The 24,666-nt window shown below is 56.0% G+C and carries 16 protein-coding genes and 1 pseudogene; 16 read left to right on the top strand and 1 reads right to left on the bottom strand.

All coding sequences use genetic code 11. The features are described 5' to 3' along the window. Window positions 1–46 precede the first annotated feature (46 nt). From LUU92_RS00750 to LUU92_RS00780, 8 genes are all read left to right on the top strand, one after another. Window positions 47–1,768 carry a ShlB/FhaC/HecB family hemolysin secretion/activation protein gene (locus tag LUU92_RS00750; protein WP_093121866.1) on the top strand — a complete coding sequence of 574 codons (1,722 nt, stop codon included), beginning with the start codon at window positions 47–49 and terminating at the stop codon, window positions 1,766–1,768. 30 nt (window positions 1,769–1,798) lie between these two features. Continuing rightward, the gene (locus LUU92_RS00755; RefSeq protein ID WP_257103003.1) at window positions 1,799–10,438 is read left to right on the top strand and encodes a two-partner secretion domain-containing protein; all 8,640 of its coding nucleotides are present in this window, start codon (window positions 1,799–1,801) and stop codon (window positions 10,436–10,438) included. 4 nt (window positions 10,439–10,442) lie between these two features. Then, window positions 10,443–11,261: a hypothetical protein gene (locus LUU92_RS00760; protein WP_257103004.1), complete on the top strand. Its 819-nt coding sequence runs from the start codon at window positions 10,443–10,445 to the stop codon at window positions 11,259–11,261. A gap of 574 nt (window positions 11,262–11,835) precedes the next feature. After that, window positions 11,836–12,351 carry a hypothetical protein gene (locus tag LUU92_RS00765; protein ID WP_257103005.1) on the top strand — a complete coding sequence of 172 codons (516 nt, stop codon included), beginning with the start codon at window positions 11,836–11,838 and terminating at the stop codon, window positions 12,349–12,351. Window positions 12,352–12,374: 23 nt separating this feature from the next. Beyond that, window positions 12,375–12,485, top strand: a complete 111-nt coding sequence (locus LUU92_RS29335) for a cytidine deaminase-like fold-containing protein (RefSeq protein ID WP_438811733.1) — start codon at window positions 12,375–12,377, stop codon at window positions 12,483–12,485. Beyond that, complete coding sequence (locus LUU92_RS00770) at window positions 12,486–12,887, top strand: DUF6911 family protein (protein WP_078046315.1); 402 nt, start codon at window positions 12,486–12,488, stop codon at window positions 12,885–12,887. It begins immediately after the preceding gene. A gap of 372 nt (window positions 12,888–13,259) precedes the next feature. Then, entirely contained in the window at window positions 13,260–13,658 is a 399-nt protein-coding gene (locus LUU92_RS00775) for a DUF6896 domain-containing protein (protein WP_257103006.1), read from the top strand. 260 nt (window positions 13,659–13,918) lie between these two features. After that, complete coding sequence (locus LUU92_RS00780; RefSeq protein ID WP_257103007.1) at window positions 13,919–14,389, top strand: hypothetical protein; 471 nt, start codon at window positions 13,919–13,921, stop codon at window positions 14,387–14,389. 271 nt (window positions 14,390–14,660) lie between these two features. Here the strand turns inward: LUU92_RS00780 and LUU92_RS00785 are convergent, their stop codons facing one another. Then, window positions 14,661–14,918: a hypothetical protein gene (locus LUU92_RS00785; RefSeq protein WP_168233384.1), complete on the bottom strand. Its 258-nt coding sequence runs from the start codon at window positions 14,916–14,918 to the stop codon at window positions 14,661–14,663. Between the two features lie 375 nt (window positions 14,919–15,293). Here LUU92_RS00785 and LUU92_RS00790 point away from each other — a divergent pair. The 8 genes and pseudogenes from LUU92_RS00790 to LUU92_RS00825 form a co-directional block, all read left to right on the top strand. Beyond that, window positions 15,294–19,331: pseudogene (locus LUU92_RS00790) on the top strand (hemagglutinin repeat-containing protein); the annotation flags it as partial. Window positions 19,332–19,337: 6 nt separating this feature from the next. Then, window positions 19,338–19,796 (top strand): SMI1/KNR4 family protein, encoded by a 459-nt coding sequence (locus tag LUU92_RS00795; protein ID WP_071489613.1) that lies wholly within the window; start codon window positions 19,338–19,340, stop codon window positions 19,794–19,796. A 554-nt stretch (window positions 19,797–20,350) separates the two neighbouring features. Next, complete coding sequence (locus LUU92_RS00800) at window positions 20,351–20,638, top strand: HNH endonuclease (RefSeq protein WP_257103009.1); 288 nt, start codon at window positions 20,351–20,353, stop codon at window positions 20,636–20,638. Then, window positions 20,635–21,117, top strand: a complete 483-nt coding sequence (locus tag LUU92_RS00805) for a DUF6985 domain-containing protein (RefSeq protein ID WP_071488112.1) — start codon at window positions 20,635–20,637, stop codon at window positions 21,115–21,117. The genes LUU92_RS00800 and LUU92_RS00805 overlap by 4 nt, the downstream gene beginning before the upstream one ends. 202 nt (window positions 21,118–21,319) lie before the next feature. Then, a complete protein-coding gene (locus tag LUU92_RS00810) occupies window positions 21,320–22,033 on the top strand; it encodes a transposase (RefSeq protein ID WP_083351519.1) in 714 nt (237 codons plus the stop codon). A gap of 460 nt (window positions 22,034–22,493) precedes the next feature. Then, complete coding sequence (locus LUU92_RS00815; protein ID WP_170856112.1) at window positions 22,494–22,886, top strand: DUF2846 domain-containing protein; 393 nt, start codon at window positions 22,494–22,496, stop codon at window positions 22,884–22,886. A gap of 79 nt (window positions 22,887–22,965) precedes the next feature. Further along, window positions 22,966–23,661 carry a hypothetical protein gene (locus tag LUU92_RS00820; RefSeq protein ID WP_257103010.1) on the top strand — a complete coding sequence of 232 codons (696 nt, stop codon included), beginning with the start codon at window positions 22,966–22,968 and terminating at the stop codon, window positions 23,659–23,661. A gap of 58 nt (window positions 23,662–23,719) precedes the next feature. Continuing rightward, on the top strand, window positions 23,720–24,601 hold the full coding sequence (locus tag LUU92_RS00825; RefSeq protein ID WP_257103011.1) for a tetratricopeptide repeat protein: 882 nt from the start codon (window positions 23,720–23,722) through the stop codon (window positions 24,599–24,601). Window positions 24,602–24,666: the final 65 nt, after the last annotated feature.

Below are 24,666 nucleotides of genomic sequence, written 5' to 3' on the forward strand. Positions count from 1 at the left end.
AAGTTCGATGTTAGTTTGCCGGCCCTTGATTTTCGACGGATCGAACATGTCTTTATTATTGCCACGGACTCGGTACTTTCTGTGCACTTTCCTGCTCGCTTATTTGAGCCTGAACAGTGCCATGGCCGCCCCTACGCCAGGGGACCAGGACCTGATCCGCGACCGCCAGAACCGTCTTCTGGAAGAGCAGCGTCGGCGCCTGGAAGAACTCCAGGACCTGCCTGGCAAAGAAGCAAAGCCCCAGGCCCCGGCCACGCCGGTCGACACCCGCTGCTTCCCGATCAAAGACATCGAACTCAAGGGCGCCGACAGCCTGTCCGGCGCCGACCGCACGCGTCTGCTCAAACCCTACATCGGCCAATGCCTGGGCGTGGCGCAGCTCAATGAGCTGCTCAAGGTGATCACCGACTACTACATCGCCAAGGGCCGCGTCACCAGCCGTGCCTACCTGCCGCAACAGGACCTTTCCAGTGGCCACCTGCAGGTGCTGGTGGTGGAAGGCAAACTCGAAGGCTTGAAAGGCGCGCAGGGTAGCACCGTCACCGACCGCGAACTGGCCATGGCGTTTCCTGGCAAGGTCGGCGAGGCGCTGAACCTGCGGGAGGTCGAGCAACTGGTCGACCAGCTCAGCCGCTTGCCGTCCAGGCAGGCGCAGATGGAATTGACCCCCGGCAGCCAGATCGGCGGCAGTGAAGTGCTGGTCAAGAACACCCCGCAAAAGCCCTGGCGCGCCAGCCTGTCGCGTAACAACGACGGGCAGAAAAGCACCGGCGAACAGCAATGGGGCGCAGGCCTGGAATGGGACAGCCCCCTGGGCCTGGCCGATCAACTGATCCTGCGCGGTGGTCACGACGCCATCAGCGACCACCAGAAAACCTCGAAAAACAGCATGCTGTATTACAACGTGCCGTGGGGCTGGTGGAACTTCAGTTACACCTACAGCGAGAGCGACTACCGCACGCCGGGCGACCTTGACGGCTACAAGTACAAGCAGACAGGCGACAGCCAGAACCACCAGTTGCGTGCCGAGCGCGTGGTGCATCGCGATGACGTGAGCAAGACCTCGGTCAATGTCGGCCTGACCCATCTACGCACCAACAACTACTTCAACGACGAGCGCCTGGACGTCAGCAGCAACCGCCTCAGCGAGTTCCAGGTGGGCATCAACCATGGACGCCGTATCGGCAGCGCCTTCGTCAACCTGGATGTCGGCATGCAGAACGGCACCGGTGCCTTTGACGCCCAGAAGGATGACCAGGAACGTATCCGCGGCAACCTCACCCCAACCCCGCGCTACCGCAAATACACCGCCACGTTGAGCTACCTGCAACCTTTCACGCTGTGGGGCGAATCGTTGAGTTTTTCCAGCCTGGCCACCGGGCAGCGCAGTGAAGACGTGTTGTACCCGGCGCAACGCATGAGCCTCGGCGGCTCGTACTCGGTGCGTGGGTTCAAGGACCAGCAACTGACCGGCGACAGCGGCGGCTACTGGCGCAACGAAGTGCGCTGGGCCCGCCCTGTGACCCTCGACTGGATGCGCCCGGCCTTTGCCGAATACGGTGCCAGCGTCGGCTATGACCAGGGCGTGATTCGCCACGATCGCTACAACGATGAGCAGCACGGCCGGGTGTCGAGTAACTCCCTCGAGCTGTTCGCCCGCGGCAAAAACGTCAGCACCAGCGTGACCTTTGCCCACTCCCTGGAGCGACCTGGCGTGATGACCGAGCGCGAAGCGCCGATCTATTTCCGCCTGGATTTCTACCTGTAATTCAACGCCCGCTGCTTTGAGATTTTGAATATGGACGTTCGCCCTGTTACTGCCCTGAAAACCCTGAGCCAACGCGGCCTGGCCTTGATCCTGGCCAACGCGCTGTTCTGGCAGCCATTGCTGGCGAGTGCCGAAGGCATCGTGGTCAGTGGCCCCGGTACCACGGTTGGCCAGGCGGGCAACGGCGTGCCGGTGGTGAACATCGCCACCCCTAATGGCAGCGGCCTGTCCCACAACCAGTTCAAGGACTACAACGTCGGCCCCAACGGCGTGATCCTCAACAACGCCAACGGCATTGTGCAAAGCACGCAACTGGGCGGGATCATTGTCGGCAACCCGAACCTCAAGGGCGGCGCGGCGAATGTCATCCTCAACGAAGTCAAAGGCGGCAGCCCCAGCCAATTGCGCGGCTACACCGAAGTGGCGGGCCAGTCGGCCAAGGTGATCGTCGCCAACCCTTACGGCATCAGCTGCAACGGTTGCGGCTTCATCAACACCCCCAACGTCACCCTGACCACCGGTAAACCGGTGATCGATCAGGCGGGGCAACTGAAAAGCTATCAGGTCGACGGCGGCGCCGTGACCATCGACGGCAAAGGCCTGAACGCGAGCAACGTCGACCGTTTCGAGATCATCACCCGTTCGGCCAAGATCAATGCGCAGATCAACGCGAAACAACTCACGGTGATCGCCGGGCGCAATGACGTCGATGCCCAAAGCCTGAAAACCACCGCCCGTGCCGATGACGGCAGTGCCAAGCCGGAGCTGGCGATTGACTCGTCGGCCTTGGGCGGCATGTACGCCGGCGCGATCAAGCTGGTGGGCACCGAAGCCGGTGTGGGCGTGAAGCTCGACGGTACGCTGGCCGCCAGTGGCGGCGACATTCAACTCGATGCCAACGGCCACCTGAGCATGGCCCAGGCGGCCGCCAGCGGTGCGGTGGACATCAAGGCCGCCAGCCTGGAGACCAAGGGCGCGGTCTACGCCGGCACCACCCTCAAGGCACAGACCAAGGGCACCCTGAAAAACAGCAAGACCCTCGCCGCGCGCGACAGCATCACCCTGGCCAGCAACGGCCAATTGACCAATAGCGGCATCATCGAAGCCGGGGTCAACCCTGACAACACGCGTAATGCCGGTGGCGACGTCAGCCTCGACAGCCAGCGCATCACCAACACCGGCACCGTGATCGCCAATCGCAGCCTCACCGCCACGGCGCAAAGCCTGGATAACCAGGGTGCGACCTTGAGCGCCAAGCAGGCGCTGAACATCACCGCCGCCAGTGTCGACAACCGCAACAAAGGGCGCCTGCTCAGCGACGGCGCACAGACGCTCAACGTCAGCGGCCTGCTGGACAACAGCCAGGGCGGCATCATCGACAGCAGCGGTGCGTTCACCCTCAACGGCAATAGCCTGGATAACAGCGCCGGTAGCCTGACCGGCGGCGGGGCGATCACCCTGGATTTGATCGGCGACCTGATCAACCGCAGCGGCAAGCTGGCCAGCGCCGGGCCGTTGCTGATCCAGCGCGCCGCGCACATCGATAACCAGGGTGGCAAGTTCGCCAGCCAGGGCTTGCTGACCGTGTTCGCCAACAGCGTCGACAACCAGAACAACGGCACCCTGGCCGCCAACGATGGCTTGACCCTGACTACCAGCGGCCTGTTGCAGAACAGCGGCAATGGCCTGATCCACAGTGAAAACGCTGGCGTGACCATCACCGCCGGCACGCTCGACAACAATGGTGGCCGCATCGCCGCCAAAGCCGGTGATGCGCAGATCGACGCCACGGATTTCAACAACGGCAGCGGTGCGCTGTTCGCCCGGGATCGTGTGCACCTGACCGGTATGAATGTGGATAACGGCGGCGAGATCGCCGGCAACCGCATCGACGTTGGCCTCAATGGCGCACTGACCAACCGTGGCCTGATCGAAAGCGCCACGGCCCTCGATGTCGAGACCGCCAGCCTGAACAACAGCGGGCAAATGCGCGCCTTGGGCACCAGCGGCAAAACCCGCTACGCCATCGGCGGCCTGCTCAACAACAGCGGTAGCCTGGAGACCGCCAACGATCAATTGAGCCTCGCCGCCACCCGCTTCCAGAACACCGGCGGCAAGGTGTTGCACGTGGGCACCGGCGTGCTTGACCTCAGTGGCATCAGCCTCGACGAAGTCGGCGGCAGCCTGGTGACCAACGGCGACCTGACCCTCGATAAAGCTAATTGGACCAATAGCACCGCGATCCAGGCCGGGCGCCTGACCGTCAATGTCGGGACCCTGAACCAGACCGCCACCGGCAAGCTGCTCGGCACCCGCGCCCTGGTTGGCAGCGGCCAGGACTGGACCGTGGGCGGCAGCGTCGCCAGCCAGGGCAGCCTGGATCTTTCGGTGGGCAACCTGCTCAACGACCACGGTTTGATCTTCAGCGGCGGTGACATGAGCCTCAAGGTCGACCGCCTGAAGAACCTCGGCGCCACGATCTACGCCATGGGCAACCTGCGCGTCGACCGCGACGGCCAGGGTGGCCTGGCCACCAGCATCATCAACAGCTCGGGCACCCTCGAAAGCGAGCGCAACCTGATCCTGGCCGCCAGCACGATCCAGAACATCAGGACTGTGCTCAACACCGAGTCCGGCATCTACAGCGCCTCCATCACGCCCACCGCCTGCATCTTTGGCGTGACCGGTGGCGACTGCGACGGCCCCAAGCAGAACCGCCCGTTCCTGATTACCCAGCGTGATCACTTCATCGTCAGCCAGGCCACGGCAGCGTCCAGCATCACCTCGGGCGGCAACATGCTGCTCACCGGCGGCGAGCTGCTCAACAGCAGCAGTAGCATTGCCGCCGGTGGCGGTATGACCGTGCGCGTCGACCAACTGACCAACATTGGTTTGGTAACCCACGACACCCAATACGACCGTGTCTTTACCTCTGAACGCGAGCGTAAGCCGGGGGGCTGGTACCGCGAGGCAGCGGCTTTCACCCAGCGCTATTCGGCAGGCCAGGACATGACAGGCGTCGAAGCCGGCCTGGCGTCGTTCATCGGCAAAATGGAGAGCGAAAAGACCGACCTGCGCAAAACCACCCAGTTGATGGTGCCCGACCAAAGCTACGCCGCCGTCATCCAGGCCGGCGGCAGCGTGGATGTGAAGGCCCAGGCCGGCATCGACAACAGCGTCGTGCGCGGTGGCTACACCTACGTCGGCAGCGGTGCCAACACCCATGCGCCGGGCTACTCGACCCTGGTCAGCCTCAACCCGCAACTGCCGCCGGACGTTGCCCAGCAACAGGTCAACCCACTGGGCCTGCCCGGCTTCGACCTGCCCGCTGGCGAGAACGGCCTGTTTCACCTCAGCGACAGCGATGGCGCCAAAGGCCTGCCCACCAGCCAGTTCGCGGCCAACCCGCATAAGTACCTGATCGAAACCAACCCGCTGCTCACCGACATGCGCCAGTTCATGAGCTCGGACTACATGCTGAGCAAGCTCGGCTACGACCCCGACACCGCGCAAAAACGCCTCGGCGATGGCTTCTACGAACAGCGCCTGATCCAGCAAGCCGTGCTCGCTCGCACCGGCCAGCGTTTCATCGATGGCCAGACCAGCGACGCCGACCTGTTCAAGCACCTGATGGACAACGCCATCAGCAGCAAAAGTGCGCTGAATTTGTCCGTAGGCGTAAGCCTCACCGCCGAACAAGTCGCCGCCCTGACCCACGACATCGTGTGGCTGGAAAACGCCACCGTCGCCGGCCAACAAGTGCTGGTGCCGGTGCTGTACCTCGCCCAGGCAAGCAACCGCCTGGCGCCTAACGGCGCATTGATTTCCGGCACTGACGTCAACCTGATCACCGGCCGTAACCTCAACAACGCCGGCACCTTGCGTGCCACCGGCAGCCTGTTGGCGAACGCCGGCGGCAACCTCACCAACAGTGGGTTGATGGAAGCCGGTGGCCGCCTCGATCTGCTCAGCGGCAACAACCTGACCAACCGCGCAGGCGGTGTGATCAGCGCGGGTAACGTCAACCTCGCCGCCGGCGCCGACCTGCTCAACGAACGCAGCGTCACCACCCACGAAAGCGCCAGCAACTACCGCACCGAACGCCGCGACTTCGTCGACAGCGCCGCACGCATCGAATCGGCCAACGATTTGACCCTGCAAGCCGGGGGCAATTTCAACAACGTCGGCGGCGTGCTCAAGAGCGGTGCCGACACCACGGTCAAGGCCGTGGGCGACATCAACATCACCGCCTCGAAAACCCTCGACAGCGGCGCCATCGGCAACCGTTCCAGCTTCACCACCATCGCCCAGCAAGGCTCCGTGGTCGACGCTGGCCGCGATCTGCATGTGATTGGCGGGCGCGATATCAGCGCCGTGGCCAGCCAGGTCGAGGCCAAGCGCGACGTCAACCTGATTGCCACCCGCGACTTCAACGCCGTTGCGGCGGCCAACGAGCAGCACTCCACAGGCAACACAAAAAAGGTCAAGAGCATCGAAGACCACGTGCAGCAAGTGTCCAGCGTGATCAAGGCCGGCGGCGACGCCACCCTGAGCGCCGGGCAGAACCTGCAACTGGTCGCCAGCCAGGTGAATGCCGGCAACGAGGCGTACCTGGTGTCCGGTAAGAACCTTGAGCTCAAAGCCGCGCAAGACCAGGACTACAGCTTCTACAGCAAGACCAAGAAAACCTCCCAGGGCAAGAAATTCCGCCTGGATGAAACCGATGCCGTGAACAACGTCGGCAGCCTGGTCAGCGCTGGCAAAAACAGCACCGTCGTCGCGGGTGCAGACCTGCTGCTGGCCGGCAGTGCCGTCACTGCTGAAAAAGGTGCCACCCAACTGGTGGCCGGCCAGGACGTGAACATCCTCGCCGTCAGCAACGCCGACAGCGCCCGCCACGAACGCAAGGAAAGCAAAAGCAGCTGGGGCGGCCTGAAGTCGAGCAAAGTCCAGGACAAAGTCGACGAAAAACGCACCACCGCCCTGGGCAGCATGGTCTCCGGCGAAACCGTCACCGTCGCCGCCAAGCGCGACGCCACGGTCACCGGTTCCAACCTGGTCAGCACCGGCGACCTCGCCGTCCAGGCCGGCCGCGACCTGACCGTCGACGCGGCGCAAAACACCTTCGCCCGCACCGACATGCACAAGGAAAAAAATCGCGACCTCACCGGCGTGTTGACCGGCAACAAGCTTGGTCTGGATGACATGACCGGCAACCAGAAGCTGTACATCAACAGCTCCAAGCACAACGGCACCGCCAATGAAATGACCTTGACCGGCAGCACTATTGGTTCGAGTGCGGGCAATGTGTCGTTGATCGCTGGGCGTGAGTTGAAGGTGGTGGCCAGTGATCTGGTGAGCACCATGAACATGGAGTTGAGTGGTGCCAATGTCACCGTCACCTCGGGTGTGGAGACTGCCAGTCAGACCAGTAAGGACAGCTCAAAAAGCTTGGCGGTTGGGCGAGTGATTGCGGGCACCGTGGTCGACACCGCCAACAGCATCCGCGACGCAGCCGAGGCGGCGCGCAGCTCCGACGATCCACGCCTCAAGGCTGTGAAGATCGCCCAGGCGGCGCTGTCGATGTACAACCTGAATAACCAGGCGGGCGATCTCGCTAAACAAAGTACCGGCTTCAAGGACAAGACTGGTGGCTCTGCCGGCAACGGGTCGCTGATCAAGATCGGTACCGAACTGGCCAACACCCGCACCAAAAGCAGCAGCGAATACACGGCGCAGACCGCTCACCAGAGCAACCTCAACGCCGGGGGCAAACTGTCGATCATCGCTGCGGGCGATGCGCCGGGCACTGTGGGTGACTTGACGATTACCGGCAGTACGTTGAAAGCCGACAGCACGTTGCTCTCCGCGAAAAACAACATCCTGATGCAAAGCGCACAGAACACCACCGATCGCAAAAACGACGGTTCACGCAACAGGACCGCTATCGGTGCCAGCTTCAACATAGGCGAGCAAAACGGCTTCACCATCGACCTGGGCGCGCAAACCGCCAAGAACTTGGGTTCGGGCGGCTCCGTCACCCAAGTCAATACCACGCTGGACACCGGCGCGCTGGTGCTGCGCAGCGGCCAGGACACCAGCCTGATCGGCGCGCAGGTACGCGCTGACCGTATCGATGCCGACATCGGCGGCAACCTCAACATTCTGTCGCGCCAAGACACCGAAACGTCCAAGAGCAAGCAGAACAGCGCGGGCTTCGGTGCGAGCATCTGCATTCCGCCGATCTGTTATGGCTCCCCGGTCACCGCGTCCGCGAACCTGGCGGCGTCGAAGATGAACAGCGACTACCAGGCTGTTACCGACCAGAGCGGCTTCTTTGCCGGTAAAGACGGCTACGACATCAATGTCGGCAAGACCACTACCCTGCAAGGCGCGGTGATTGCTAGTGAAGCCAGCGCTGACAAGAATCGCCTCAGCACGGATCGTCTGCTGGTCAGCGACATCAAGAACAAGAGCGAGATCGAGAGCAAGTCGGCGGGCATGAGCGTCTCTGGTTCTTACAGTAGCGGCGCGAGCACCGTCACTCCGGGCGCTCTGTATGGCATGGCGCTTAATGATTCGGATCACAGCTATACGCGCAGCGCTGTCAGCGAAGGCACGATCGTAGTGCGCAACCCCGAAGGCGCCAACGACCTCGTTGGTTTGAACCGCGACACGGCTAATGCCAACCATCGCCTCGACAAGCCTGATGAAAAGGCCATGCAAGAGCGCATGGAACTGGTCAAAAGCTCGATGGAGTTGACCAAGGGGATTGGCGATGCCATAGCCGCGGCCCGGATCAAGGCTGCAAACGATCCCAACAGCGATTTCAGCAAAGCGTCGCGGCAGAAGTTGATAGAGGAGGGTATTGCCAACCCGACACAGGCTCAGATCAGCCAGCGTGCTCAGCAGGATTACGGCGTTGGTAGTAGCTTCCAGAAGGCCAGCCAGGCGGTAACGGCCGTGGTGCAAGCGGCGATGGGTGGCAGCGTTGGTGGTGCGTTGGCGGGGGCGGCGGCGCCGTATTTGGCGCAGACGGTCAAGCAAATGACCGAGGGTGACCCTAATGCCAACTTGATGGCCCACGCCGTGTTGGGTGCGGTGCTGGCGCGGGCCGGTGGTAACTCGGCGTTGGCGGGGGCTGCGGGCGCAGTGGCGGCGCAGGGTACTGAACAGCTGATTCGCGAGACGCTCTACGGCGGCGCCAGTAACGCAGAACTGACTCAGGAGCAAAAGGCGACAATCTCTAGCCTCTCGACGCTGGCGGCTGGGCTCTCCGGATCGTTGGTTGGCAAGGATGCGTTGAATGCTGTGGCGGCGGCGCAAGTGGGCAAGAACGCGGTCGAGAATAACCACCTGAGCATCCTCGAAGGGATCTCTCTGACGCAGAAGAAAAAAGAGTTCAAGGACTCGTGCATCAACGTTAAATCCAATGGTTGCAATGCTCTGGCAGCCGACATCAACGCGCTGCTTGAAAAGGGTGGTAGTACCCTGAAAGTCGACCACTTTGAGGCGACTGACTTCCTGCAGGCCTCGGACTCTAAAGTGAGTCCCGGCCAGGTCCTGCCTTGCGGTATCTCGGGCAATGGGTACTGTGTCGTCACGAATGTTTCGGTCAAAACCAGCCTAGGCGATGAATGGGCCCTGCAACCGGCCAACGACACACAGGCCAAGATAGGCAAGGGCTATCAAGATGACTTACAAAAGGATTTAGGCGGAGTCTTAAAAGAAAAATCGAATGAGATGTATGCGGCTGGTTGCGGCGGCATGGGGCCGATCGGTATAGGCTGCCAAAGCTGGATGGCTTTCGGCGGGGCGAGCCCGTTAGGTGAGCAAACCACCGGCCAGCGAGCCCTGTGGGCTTCCCAGGCGGTATTGAATAGTCTGGGTCTGGTGGGTGTGATTTATGACGGCGCGGCGAGTACAGCGAGTAAAGGCGTAATCGTCGAATCGAATACTGCGGGCAAGATGCAATTGCCCTCGTGGTACCGCACCGAGGGCGCAGGTGGTGCTGATTTTGTCGCCACTGGCGGTGGGCTTCCAGATGGCGCGCGACGAGTCATTAATACCCGTACCGGCAATTATGAGGTGCTGGTGGGTGATAAGTTGTACATGGAAACGCCCAATGGGCTTATGCCGAAGAACGGCGGCTACCTGGCGGTCCTTTCCGACGCCGAGAAGGCCATTGCCGCTAACAAAGCGTTTGCGGGCAACGAGCTGGCAGGGCGACTAGTTCCCGAGAGCTTCGGTCTCTCGGTGATTGCCGACAACCCCCAATCATTGCAAATGTGGAACAATGCAATGCGCTCGGCGGCAAGTGCTAAAAGCGCGAATGGCTACACGCGCTACTTGGACGCCCTGGCCAGCGGCCAGAATCCCAGCCAGAAAATACTCGAAGAGGCCTTCAAGGCGGTCAACAGCCGCTTTGTGAAGTCTTCCCGTGCGGCGGGCGAGGCCGTTGCTGAAGTCCACCACTGGAACTTCGGTAAGACAGATTTCCCGACCCAGATCGTTGACCCACGGCATCTAGTACCCGTACCTTCGCGCGAAGTTCATCAACTGATACACCAGCAAACTAGTGCAACTTCCAAACCCTGGGTGGGCCCAATTTCTCCGTTGCATAGAATAGATATCCCTGAGTGGTCGACGCCTCTGGCGCCAATACGGTGAAGATATGAATCTCAAGAAGACCTTTGAAGCCTTAGGATTGCCCGCCGTGCTGGATGCCTGCGCGGATGGAAGCATCCGTCCGCCCATCTGCACGCTGGATGCCCCAGCGCAATGGTACGGGTTCCCGCCGGCGTTGATCCCGCTGTGGAGCGATGGATCGCGGCCGACCTATATCGGCTATTGGAGGCACTGGTTTGTCGACCGTGAACCCTGCTTCGTCAAGATGTATGTAGCCTCCGAGCATATGACGATCGAGATTGCCCGCACGCCTGCCCAGTTGATGGGTGTTCTGGCTATGATGTCCATCAGTGTCGAAGATGCTGTCACCCCAGAGCTTGAGCAATTTGCCCAAGCGGTTGGGCTTGATTGTCTGGAGGAGCTAGAAGCGCAGTCATTGAAAACCGGTGATGATCCCCAAGGCTTCGCCAACGTCGAATTGTTTAGCAAAGAGACGCCGCTGGAGAGCATGGCTGAAGACGCGGGGCCCTACACCGGAGACTTTCCCAACCCGTCCGACCCTGGCCGGCCATGGTGGGAAAGCAGTTGTTCCTTCGAAATCATTGATCGGGATATGCCCCCGCCGACAGGTGGGCAATTGCCGGCGTGGTTTGATCCTGATCGAGAGAAAAAGCCGTTGTTTGAGAGCTTCTTGCAAGCCGGCCGCTTGGACTATGCGTGGCTTAGCCTGAACTCCACGGGCTGGTCGATAACCGATGCGCGGCAGGCGCTTGTCGCGTTGCAGGCTCGGGCCAACGACAGAGGCTTCGATGCAGTAGTGGATTATTGGTTGTCGGTTGCGGATGTCAGTGCCGGGGGGTACTGAACCCCATGGCCAACCCAAAAAGGGGACGATTCATTTAGCTGGGGCCTTGATCGGTAAGCTATAAGGAAAATAGCGGAAAATAGGGGTCAGACCACGGAAAATAGGGGTCAGACCACGATTAGTGCACTTATGTATATTGCTGGTCTGACCCCTATTTCCCCTCATCCGGCTGGACGAAAATCTCGGGTGACGCTCGCGCGGTGGTCCGGGACGTCGAGTATCATTCAGGTGTGCCAATGCCCTCTAATCAGCGCACGAAACTTGCGGATGAGTTACGTCAGGTTGATCATACTTATATTGCGCCGAGAAGTGACTATCAGGCCCTACAGCGTCAATACAATAGCCAGCGGAATAATCTTAAACGTGAGTGGGAGTTGAATACTGGTTTGGCATGGCCAAAAACTGCGAGTGGTGTGGATTTTCAGGCGCACCATGTGATACCACAGCAGTACGGTGGACCTAACCAATGGTGGAATTTGCATCCGGTTCCGGGTGGAAGTGCTCACCAAGGTGGCGTCCATGCCCCAGCAAGTCCAACTACAACAGCGTTTCCGCAGCACCCTCCGAGGCTACCATGAACATGTACGAAAATTTAGAAGCGTTTAATGCGATGGGATGTGCGCTATTGGAGCGGCTGACTCCTGTTTCTTCAAGTGAAGTAAGTGTGATTCGGCAACAGTGGCCGGCGGCTCCCACCGAGTACTTTGCTTTTATGCAGGAACGGGGGCACGGTGAGATCAAGGAGGACGACTGCGCGCTGCCGCTTTTGACGATTCAACCGATGCTGCTTTCTGCTGCGGTTGACTACTTCGGTGATGATGGAATTTATAAAGACGGGCCTTATGAAGCGGGCGCGAAGGGCGAGGTGTGGCTGTTCGGCTGGGATAGCGCTGGGACTGCTTTCGGTTTCGACAGCGGAGACAACTGGCGTTTGTTGGAAATAGACAATATGCGTTGGGTCACGCGACTTGACTTATCCTTTCGTCAGTTCGTCGAAGGGATATTGGTTTGTTATCCACAGCGGCCAGTGAGCTTTGCGAATGGAGTTTGGAGCGATTCGGGAGATGTTTCTTACAACGCTCCGGTATAGGCGCTAGAAAATAGGGTCAGACCCTGAGGGATCCCCACAAATCTTTAACCGTAAGAGCTATAGATGATAAAACAGGGCTTCCGAAAAACTATTGCTGGGAGTCAGGTATGAAGTCTATTAAGGAGAAAAAATAGATGATCATCGGAGGGTATACCCTTAGTCCTGAGCATGGCAGATCGCAAATCCCTCTAATTGATCAGCCGACCATGGAAGAGGTAAGGTCCATTATATTTTTATATAGTAAAGTCGACGGCGTAGTTTCGTTGTCTATTTCCCCGGCACCTGAAGCCGGACCTTACGAAATCAATCTTTATGCTGATTCCGGAAATTATATTCTGATGCTGAACCAATACCTTGATGATGGTGAGCATGTTGTGCGTACTCTTGATAATACGTCGATTGGAGCAAAATTGGTTGATGTTTTGGGCGATTACTATCCGGCGAGTTTTGTCACAAGAAATATAGATATCGTTATTTCTTGTTTTCAAGAATTTTTGAGGTCCGATGATGTAAGCTTTGCAGTTTTGAATGCTTAAAAAATTTTGCTGCTAGCCAAGGACCTGAAAAAATAGGAAAAACAGGGGGCAGACCACGGTTTTGCGCTGTAGAGTTCAGCAGAATTGCTCTTTTAAAATATAATTTATTTTTTGTAATTATTCGATTTTGTTGGCCTAGTGATGGGCGGCTAAGCTGTAAGCTCTTATTCATTGGGGGTTTATATGGCTCGCCGTCCTAGAGTTATACTGCCGGAAATCCCGTTGCACATTATTCAGCGGGGAAACAACCAGTCTGCGTGTTTTTATTCAGACGAAGACTATATTTTTTACATTGATAAATTAGACCTGATTGCTGAATTGGCTGATCAGCTCATGAGAGAGGCTGCTGAAGCTCGGGTGAGGTACTAATTTATGAGCCCAACTAATATGGATTATGCGTTTCTCTTTGCAACGCTTCAGAGTCAGTTGGTTCTTGCGTTCGCCGAACTGTACCCCAATGCAAAAGATTCTACCTGGCTCCTCGACTTCCCGAAGAGAGGAGACATGCTTGTTGATGGTGATCAATGGCAATTTCTCAGACATGGTGCAGGTATACGTTTTGAAAGAGTGTCGCGTAAACCCCATTGGATTGTGGATGTTCATAAACGCTTTGATGAGCCGAAAATAATCGATAATTGGCGAGTACTTCATTTTTTTGAGTCGTGCGGGGTAAACATGGATGAAAGCCAAGTGTCATCGTTACTACGTGAATTGTGTTTGAAAGGTCATTTGCTTGACCAAGGTAATGGACAGTTTCTATTTGTCGGCTGATTATGAGTAGATTTCCGCCTCTCGACACACACGCTCCTTCGAACTGATGGCAGCGAAAAATAGGGGTCAGACCACGATTAGTGCACCAATGTATATTGGTGGTCTGACCCCTATTTCATGTTTGTCTCCCCTGGTAGGCGTTAAGCCGGCTACGTATACTTCTGGTCAAATAAGCTCAGCGTTGCAGAAAGCCTATGGCGGTATAGGACGGCCCGAATTGTTTGAGTCGATAAAGCACCTGATTAAATAGGTATGCAAGCATGACTGATAAACAGATATATGAACTAGCTATTGATGATCTTGCTTGTTGTGGTGTTTGGTACTTTCCTATGGATGAGTCTGCGGAAGATGACTTAACAGTTCGCCCTCTCATTGATAAGGAAACTTGTACTGACGCTCAAATAATCGTTCGCGCTAGTTTTGTTGGGGGAGATGGTTCTAGTTACTTGGGCTATCTGTACTGGGATGGCGGTGGAGAAGTTGAGTACTTAAAGCCTGTCATTCTTCTTGAAGATGGCTCGTTTGTTACATTATGGAATGGGATGGTTGAACCTTCTTGGGCAGACTACTCTGCAAGAGCTCAAGAGCTCAAGAGCTCAAGAGCTCAAGAGCTAAGGAACGGACTCCCTTTCTCATATATTTCAGATTCCCTTCTCGAGCTGCCTGAAATTTCAGGAAGGCTTGAGGGACTATATTACTTAGATAGAAATCACATTTCCTGGGTAAGTTGATGGTTCAAAAGGACCTGCGAGCGGCTCGCCGTCTGGTGAAACAAAGTTAGTCGGTAACGGTAAACCAGCGGCTAATGATGCGAATTTTACAGCAACATCCACATCAGTATGGAAGAGCATCTCGAGTGGGTGATCGGGGCCAGACACCCTTTTTGTTTGAGTTTCTGTGGAATTGGTCTGGAAATATTACGTTCTTTAAAAATAGATTTTTATCTTCATCTGTTTGAAATTGTCAAGCAAGGCGGTTATAAAAATAACCGCCCATTTTTATTTATAAGTTTTGTGAGTTCAACTTCCGCCCAATCACGTCGAGCAAATCACACCCATCTCTCAGCGGAATTGCCAGCAACAGCGCAAAGTCGTGAAGCACTATCGCATCACTGCTGATCTCCTCCCGAAATGCGAGGTTCTCCAAAAACTGAGTGACTGCACGAATGCGGTACGAAGCGGCGTCATAGAGAACATCGAGGGGGGCTTGCGTATCTATCACCAGCGCGGGGATGGTTGAATCGTGGCCTGTAAGGGGCATGTATCTGTTCATTTTTTGACTCTCTACTTAAGTGATGAATGCCATCACTCAAACGTCGCCAAACGAATGGGTGACAGCTGTACGCAGGTTGGCGAACCGGCAGTAGAGAAAACCGGCAGACCCGAAGGTCTCCCGCGCACAGCCGTCATAAAACGACTTTGCAGGCGCGCAAGTGGCTGCAAAAAAGCCCCCAGCTTGCGCATTCTCTACCGTCAGGTCGCCAAACCTGAATCGCCATGTGGACGACCGGCGGACTATAAGTCCTCAGCGTAAAAACGCGCAAGGCATCAAAAAGCCAACACGTCGCCCTGCAAGCCTACGTCCTTGGGGGAAGCCTGCCGCGACTAGCATGTGATTGCCGGTTGCGACATCAACTCCGTGGCCAGTCAGGTCAATGCCGGCAACGAGGCATACCTGGTATCCGGCAAAAACCTCGAGCTCAAAGCCGCCGAAAATCAGGACTACAGCTTCTACAGCAAGACCAAGAAAACCTCCCAGGGCAAGAAATTCCGCCTGGATGAAACCGATGCCGTGAACAACGTCGGCAGCCTGGTCAGCGCTGGCAAAAACAGCACCGTCGTCGCTGGTGCAGACCTGCTGCTGGCCGGCAGTGCCGTCACTGCTGAAAAAGGTGCCACCCAACTGGTGGCCGGCCAGGACGTGAACATCCTTGCCGTCAGCAACGCCGACAGCGCCCGCCACGAACGCAAGGAAAGCAAAAGCAGCTGGGGCGGCCTGAAGTCGAGCAAGGTCCAGGACAAAGTCGACGAAAAACGCACCACCGCCCTGGGCAGCATGGTCTCCGGCGAAACCGTCACCGTCGCGGCCAAACGTGACGCCACGGTCACCGGCTCCAACCTGGTCAGCACCGGCGACCTCGCCGTCCAGGCCGGCCGCGACCTGACCATCGATGCGGCGCAAAACACCTTCGCCCGCACCGACATGCACAAGGAAAAAAACCGCGACCTCACCGGCGTGCTGACCGGCAACAAGCTCGGTCTGGATGACATGACCGGCAACCAGAAGCTGTACATCAACAGCTCCAAGCACAATGGCACGGCCAATGAGATGACCTTGACCGGCAGCACCATTGGTTCGAGTGCGGGCAATGTGTCGTTGATCGCTGGGCGTGAGTTGAAGGTGGTGGCCAGTGATCTGGTGAGCACCAAGAACATGGAGTTGAGTGGTGCCAATGTCACCGTCACCTCGGGTGTGGAGACTGCCAGTCAGACCAGTAAGGACAGCTCCAAGAGCTTGGCCGTTGGGCGCGTGATCGCGGGCTCGGTGGTGGACACCGCCACCAGCATGCGCGATGCCGTCAAAGCGGCCCGTAGTGCTGATGACCCACGCCTCAAGGCAGTCAAAATCGCCCAGGCAGCCCTCGCCGCCTACAACCTGAACGGCCAGGCTTCGGACGCCAATGCGCAAAGCTCCGGCTTCAAAAACAAAACCGGCGGCACGCCCGGCAACGGTTCGCTGATCAAGATCGGCACCGAACTGGCCAATAACCGCAGCAAAAACAGCAGCGAATTCAACAGCGTCACCGCCAAGCAGAGCACGCTCAACGCAGGGCAAGACTTGTCGATCGTTGCCACGGGCGCAGCGGCGGGTACTCAGGGTGATATCCAGATCACCGGCAGCAGCTTGAAAGCCGCCAACACCTTGTTGTTAGCCAAAAACGATGTGTTGATGCAAAGCGCACAAAACACCACCGACCGCAAAAACGAAGGGTCGAAAAATAAAACCGCTATTGGCGCCAGCTTCAATATTGGCGAGCAAAACGGCTTCACCCTCGACCTCGGAGCGCAGGGTGCCAAGAACAATGGCAACGGTAACTCCGTCACTCAGGTCAATAGCACCCTCGATACGGGCAGCCTGTTGTTACAAAGCGGTGGCGATACCACCCTTAAAGGCGCCCAGGTTCGTGCGGACCGTATCAAGGCAGATATTGGCGGCAACCTCAATATCATCTCCCTCCAGGACACCGAGTCGTCGCGCAGCAAGCAGAGCAGCGCAGGCTTCGGCGCGAGTATCTGCATCCCGCCGTTCTGCTACGGCTCTACCGTAGCGGGCTCGGCGAACCTTGCCGCCGCCAATATGAACAGCGACTACAAGGGCGTGACCGACCAGAGCGGTTTGTATGCGGGCACGGGCGGCTACGACATCAATGTCGGCAAGAACACCACCCTGCAAGGTGCGGTGATTGCCAGTGAAGCGTCAGCTGATAAGAACCGGCTCAGCACTGACCGCCTGATCGTCAGCGACATCAAGAATGTCAGCGAAATCAAAAGTCAGTCTGCCGGTATTTCGGTGTCGTCCAGCAGCACCAGCGGTGCCTCGATGGGCGGCAGCATCCCGATAGCGCTCAAGGAAAAAGACCATAGCTACACCCGTAGCGCGGTCAGCGAAGGCACGATTGTGGTTCGCAGTGCCGAAGGTACCAATGACCTGGTGGGGCTGAACCGCGACACCGCCAACGCCAATCAGAAACTCGACCGGCCTGATGAAAAGGCCATGCAAGAGCGTATTGACCTGATCCAAAGCTCGGCGCAGTTGGCCAGTGGGGTGATCAGTGCGGTAGGCAGGGCGAAGGCCGATGAGGCCAAGAAGCTTGGGCAGGCGGCGAAGGAACAAGCAGACGCAGGCGCGCCTGGTGCTGCTGATACCGCCCGTGCCGCTGATCTGGCTTATTCGGAAGCCAAGCGGTGGCAGTTCGGCGGCGACAAGAAAATGATGGCCGATATCGCGACGGGACTGATCGCCGCGGGCCTTGGTGGCGCGCCCGTCGGTACGACAGTCGGTATCGTTGCCAATACAGCTTCCAGCGAGATCTTCAAGCGCGTGGGTGATTACGCCGAGGCGCAATCCCTTAACCCGAAATCGGACGCGGCCACTCGAGCCGCATGGGCTGAAGGTGGAGCAGCACGTGTCATGTTGCACGCGTTGGCAGGGGCGGCCATTGGGTTGTCCAGCGGCAACGTACAGAGTGGCGCGTTGGGGGCCGGTGCTTCTGCTGCGTTGATGCCCTCGATTGCAAAGGCGCTTGAGAACAGCAAATTATCTGAGGCCAGTCAGGACAACATAGCCGCGTTGGTTGCGACCGGGATCGGGGCTGGAGCAGGCGCCGGGAATGGCACCGGCGGCGCTGCTGTCGGTAGCGGGACCGGTTACGGCGTCGAAGTATTCAATCGACAGCTTCACCTGACCCAAGAGGTGCCGCTACTCAAGAAGAAAGCTGAAGAGTTAGAGAAAACCAGGCTCAAGCCGAAATCGGATGCCTCGTGGGAAGACTTGCTGCGTATGGCAGCAGGATCAAAGGTCGATGCCGTCGAAAACGCCCGTTTAGACGCACTGGAAAAGAACTGGGGCAACGACCCGACGCGGGATTGGCTGGATCGTGATTTGGTGATTGCCAGAGGCGCGATTCAAGAATTGGCTGATCAGAAGATTCCATTAACGTGGAAAGACGGTACCCCAATTATTGCCAATGGCTCTGCGGTGTATGCGTTCAATTCGACCAAAGAGCAGTTTGTAGACACAAGCCTGTTTAATGGTCTGGGCAAAGGCCTTTATGGCGAATTGCCCTTGGCTGACAAATGGGCTCAGTACGGTCGGGAGCAGGCAGATGCTCATGCGACGGAAATCATTAACGTCTCGACCAACGATCTGGCTTCAAAAGACGCGATGTCGAGGTTGTTGGTACTCGCCAGGAAATCGGCTGAACCGGTCACGGCGTTGGATGAGGCGGCCCTTTCGCTCACAGGTGTAGGTCTGGGAGCGAGGATTTCAGAGGTCGTGGCCGCTGCCTTTGCGAAAAGGAAATTGGCGACGGAGGCGTCAGGTGAGGTTTTTGTCCTTGGGGCAAACGGTGCAAAAGTGCCAGGTTCTGCTGATACGGGCACGATGGCGGGTAGAAATGTCGCACTTACCACGCCTAAAGCTGATGGTTTTTGGAATAAAACAACAGTTCTAGATAGGACTGTTTATCAACGTAACGACCTCTTTGACCCAGAGGCCGTATCGACCTGGAGAGTACGAGGTAAAACTGTTCAAGGCTCAAACCTTGAGAGGATGGCCTCGGGTCGAGCACCAATTGGGTATGATGGGAAATCAGTTGAGTTACATCATCTCTCGCAAACTGAGGTTAATGGATTCGCTGGTACTCGTGGTTCACTTGCAGAAGTTGGTTCTGTTTTCCATAGCCAGAATAGCAGTGTTCTTCATGTCCCATCCAATGCCGCTCAAAGCTTTAGGTATACTCGTTACAAAGACTCTGCAGAATACAGAAATCCTACGACTGATTATGTTTCAGTTCCTACGGATTTGAATGCAAAAACATTGACAAAGCAGGCTAAAGAGTTTAATTCTTATCAGTCGGATTATTGGAAGTTGCGGGCTCGGAGCGGGGAGTAATTGGGCGTGGATTATTCGAGAATAATTAATCTTATTAAAGAGTCGGATTTTGTTGAGTTTGCTGATTATGGTGACGGGATTGCTGATGAGTGGATTTATAAAGCTGAAGCTCGCCTTGGGTTGAAGTTGCCTGATAGCTATAAATGGTGGCTGAAGTTTTATTCTGGCGGGGAAATATCTGGGGAGGAGATTTATAGTATCTACGAAATGGAATTTGATAGTGTAAGGGGGGGTGATATCGTTTATATGTCAATCGTTAACGGTCGAAATGGGTTGTGTGGGAAGGAGAGGCTATTTATCTGTGAACCGCCGGGTGCAGGGGAATCATTTTATTTTGCCACAGACGATGGTCTTAATGATGGGGAATATCCTGTTTATAGGCTTGATCTTTCTGATCAAACTTCTAGTTTGTATGCGAAAAACTTTATCGGTTTCTTAGAAAAAAGAATAATGTCTTTTAGTTGAATAATAATTCTGCGTTTAAAAAGGGGAAATAGGGGTCAGACCACGATTAGTGCACTTATGTATATTGCTGATCTGACCCCTGTTTTCCCTATTTCCCCCGAGTAAATGCACAGCTGGAACCTTCTGCACTTATAACGCCTCATGATTGTTATAAGGAATTGGGAAAAGATAGTGGTCAGACCACGGTTTTGCGCTTTTTAGAGTTCAGCAGAATTGCTCTTTTAAAATATGATTTATTTTTTGTAATTATTCGATTTTGTTGGCCTAGTGATGGGCGGCTAAGCTGTAAGCTCTTATTCATTTGGGGGTTTATATGGCTCGCCGTCCTAGAGTTATACTGCCGGATATCCCGTTGCACATTATTCAGCGGGGAAACAACCGGTCTGCGGGGAAATAGGGGGCAGACCACGATTAGTGCACCAATGTATATTGGTGGTCTGACCCCTATTTTTCCTATTTTTACCTATTTTTAATGGAGTCGAAGCTCAGCGTATGGCTAATTATTTACAGGCGCGTGAGGAGCAAGGTTTGCTTAAATACGAAACTGGGCGGCGTTGAAATTAAAACGGAATACACGGAATAGGGGTCAGACCCTGAGGGATGCTAATTTTCCCGCGTCTAACAAAATGTTGGCGAGTCAACTGGGTATTAAAGAAGCTGATGTGGCTCGGTTTATTAGAGAAGAGAAATATACGTGGCATGAGGTTGAAGATATGCGAACACTGCAGTTGGTGCCCTCGTTTATCCATACTGGCAAGGTCGGTTCGATGGATTTTGGTTTGAAATATGGCCATCTTGGCGGAATCGCTGAGAAAAGTTTGCTAGAGGCGCTTAAGAAATGACAGTTATATCAGATAGAGATTTTGGTGAGCTGCATTTTGACGAGGCTTGGACAGGATTGTGTGAAGTGTTTATTTTTGGACGTTTGTGTGAGGTTGAACTCATTGTCCAAACTTTTGATGGTGATTCTATCTCTGATATTCAGAGACTTGCGTTTCGAGAGTTTAGTTCAAATAAAGCTGTCGTCTCTTTGGCCGTAGAAAAGGCTATCTTTAGCTATTACATATGTAGATCTGAGGAATACCGAGATAGCTTTGATGCTGATGAGGTTGATATCAAAGCCCCTAACGCCCATGCAGTTGATCATATGCGGGACTTGGTCACTCTGAAGTGTATTAAAGTATTGTCTCCCTTTGACGCGGGAATGCGTCAAATTGGTTTTATTTTTGATGCGAATTTTGATCCGCAGCTTGGCTTGGGGGTTCTAGTCACTGATGGTTCTGTGGAGACCGTTGATACTCAGGATATCTTACTAGGTTGATAAAAAAAGGAAAAATAGGGGTCAGTCAAAAAAAGGGGACAGTCTCATTTAAGGAAAATAGGGGTCAGACCACGGTTTTGCGCTTTTTAGAGTTCAGCGGAATTGCTCTTTTAAAATATGATTTATTTTTTGTAATTATTCGATTTTGTTGGCCTGGTGATGGGCGGCTAAGCTGTAAGCTCTTATTCATTTGGGGGTTTATATGGCTCGCCGTCCTAGAGTTATACTGCCGGATATCCCGTTGCACATTATTCAGCGGGGAAACAACCGGTCTGCGTGTTTTTATTCAGACGAAGACTATATTTTCTACATTGATAAATTAGACCTGCTTGCTGAATTGTATGGCTGTAAAATTCACGCAATGTGCTTGATGACAAATCACGTTCACTTGTTGTTGACTCCCACCTGCTTCGCAGGGGCTGGTCTACTTATGAAAGGGCTGGGGCAGCGCTACGTTCAATACATCAATCGAACCTATCAACGAACGGGCACGTTGTGGGAAGGACGTTTCCGTTCCTGTCTGGTTCAAAAAGACAACTATGTTTTAGCTTGCTATCGATATATCGAAATGAATCCGGTTAGAGCGGGCATGGTTGCTCATCCGGGCGACTATCGCTGGACCAGTTACAGGGCAAATGCACAGGGCGAGCCATCAAGCTTTTTAAGCCCACATGCGGTCTATAGAGAGTTAGGTAGTAGCACCATGCAACGAGCCGAATCCTACCGGTCTTTATTCAAGGATCGGCTTTCAACTGAGTTGATAGAGAAAATTCGATTTTCTACAAACGGTAATTACGTTTTGGGCGATCAGAAATTTGCGGCCGAGATTGAGCAGGCATTAGGTAAACGAGTTTCGCAGGGTGTGTCAGGGCGCCCAAAAAGTGTGATCTCAAAAAGTAGAAGAATAGAAGAGTAGAAGAATAGTGGTCTGACCCCTATTTCCCCAAAATGCAAACCCCGCAGGGCGGGCAGCCCTGGCGAGCGTGTCATTGGTTATTTATTTATCGGGGTTTTTATTGGATTTCGGTAGGGGCACCTAAGTGGCTTCTGCGGCAAATTCCGCAAAAGAGGGGACAGTCTCATTTAATAATTACTTGCCGATCAGGAGAAAATCCGGGCCAGACCGCATTTTGTACAAAACCGCACACGGGATCACAGTGATGGCACAATGCCTCATGTAACGCCACCCACTGCCGACACACTGGCGATGGCCAAACGCATCAGGAAAAGGTGAACCGGCCGTCGCCGGCGTTTTCGAAGCCGCTCCACCGCTACCCACAAGGAAGAAATACATGATCAAGTTGTTCTGCAAAGCCGCTGTTGCTCTGTCGCTGGCCACGCTGTTTGGCTGCTCCTCGACGCCGTCGGTGGAGAAGATGCAGGCCGATGTGGCGAACTATTCGTTGCCTAAGGCTGCTGTCGCCGATAAAGGCTTGGTGTATGTGGTGCGTCCGAGCAACGTGGGGATGATGGTTCGCTTCAACGTGTTCCTGGATGACAAGGAAGCCGACTCGGAGATGGGTTACAACCGCGGTAACCAGTACATCTATTTTTTCGTGACACCGGGCAAGCACGTGATCAGCTCCAAGGCTGAAAACTGGGCGGACATGCCGATTGATGTCAAGGCGGGTCAGGTGGTTTACCTCAAGCAGGAAGTCGACATGGGCTTCGCCATCGCACGCAACAGCCTTAAAGTGCTGAGCGACCTCGAAGGCCGTTACCTGGTCAAGGATGCGTCCCTGGGCACCGTGGCAAAAGAAAGCAAGTGAGTTAAACCGTTGAAGCCTGCCGGGCTCCAGGTCCGGCAGGCCGTCATTTTTCACCCTGCGCAAACCTTCAAGGACTGATGTGAAAAACCTCCTCTTCATCCTCTTTGCCACCCTTATCCTCAGCGGCTGTGTCAGCCATCCCCTTACGCCCGAACACCGCGCCCAGATCAAGACGGTCAAGGTGTTGCCGGTAAAGTGGGAGTCGCAACAGATGGTCTACATGGGCCGTGAGCAAGCCTGGGGCGCAGCATTGGGGGCCGGGCTTGGCGCGGGCGTTGGCATGGCCAGCGGTGCTTCCAGGTTGGGCACGGCGGCGTTGAGCGGCGCCGGGTTTGCAGGCGGCATGAAACTTGGACAGTTGGCCGAGATGCCGACGCCGGTAGCGATCCTTACGGTGATGGACGCTGAAAAAATCGATTTGGGCGCGTTGCTCAAACAGGGCTTTATCGATGCGTTGGGCAAGACCTCAACCCTCAAAGTGGTGGGTGACGACGAACCCGCCGATGCGCAGATCCAACTGACCGTGGCCGAGTGGGGCTTTCGCTTGACCCAAGGGTTCAGCAGTGTGGTGTACCCCACCCTCAATGTGGTGGCGCAGATGAATCGCGGCGATGAAATGGTCTGGCGCACCAGCGAGGCGGTCACGCCGTTCAATGGCCAGAACGTCTACGGCTACACGCCGCTCACCTATCGCACCGACCCCGAGGCGTTGCGCCGCGCGCTCACGGGGATTACGCAGATCTCCAGTGGGTATTTGGTGAAAGAGCTCAAATAAGCCAGCGCGTGCGTTAATGCTGGCCTGCCCCTGTTTCCCGATTCCACGGACGCATCACATGAAAAAAGCAATTGTTCTACTGGCAATCACCGGCCTCGTCACCGGGTGTCAAGCTTCCAGGCCGCCAAGCTCCTTTGAGCAGAGTCTGGCCAACGTTCAATGCATGCTGTCCGAGGGCGAGAAAAGCCCCACAGCCGATCAGGTTCAGTTCATTCGTCAAGCCAGCGATAACGGCAACGTGCGCTGTAAGACTGCGCTCGGTGGTTTGTACGAATCCGGTCGTGGCGGCGTGCCACAAGATTTTGCCAAGGCCAGATCGCTTTATGAGTCCGTTGCCGCCGTGGATGGCGTCGGTTACGAAAGGCTGGCGCGCATGGCCGAGGAGGGCCACGGGCAAGTGCGCAACGATGTGGAGGCGCGACGGCTTTATCAGTTGGCGCTGACCAACAGCGACAGCGATAAAAGCAAACTCGCCTTGGCCCGATTGATGGAAGAGGGTCGAGGTGGCCCGCAGGATTTGTTCGGGGCCATGATGTATTACGTGGAGGCCAGCCAGCATGCCGGCGATGTTGCCTGGAAGGGCCTTCAGCGCATTCGCGCTCAACGACCGGTGCTGACGCCTGAACAGGTAAAGCGCTACAACGAGGTCTGGGCTGACACCAGTCGCAAGAGCCTCAATCGTACGGCACTGGACATCGAGATTGCCTTGAACAAGCAAATCAAACGCGGCAGCGCGAGCAAGCCGGTGACGCTGCAAGTGCAAGGCCAGTCGGGTTCGAATGTGCCGAAAATCCTATTGATCGAAAGCTCGGGCAACGCCGAGGTAGACCAGGCCGTGGTCAACGCATTCGTTCAATACCGCATTCCTGCCGAGCCGCTATTGCAGGCAGGCCAGGACTCCTGGTCGTCCGAGCGGTCTCTCAAGGTCGGTTTGAATTGAAGGGCTGGAGCCATGATGCCATGGGCCGTTCACATTCAACGCAGACACGAACACCTTGAATCTGG

The organism is Pseudomonas extremorientalis, from assembly GCF_024584605.1.
Taxonomy (GTDB): domain Bacteria; phylum Pseudomonadota; class Gammaproteobacteria; order Pseudomonadales; family Pseudomonadaceae; genus Aquipseudomonas; species Aquipseudomonas extremorientalis.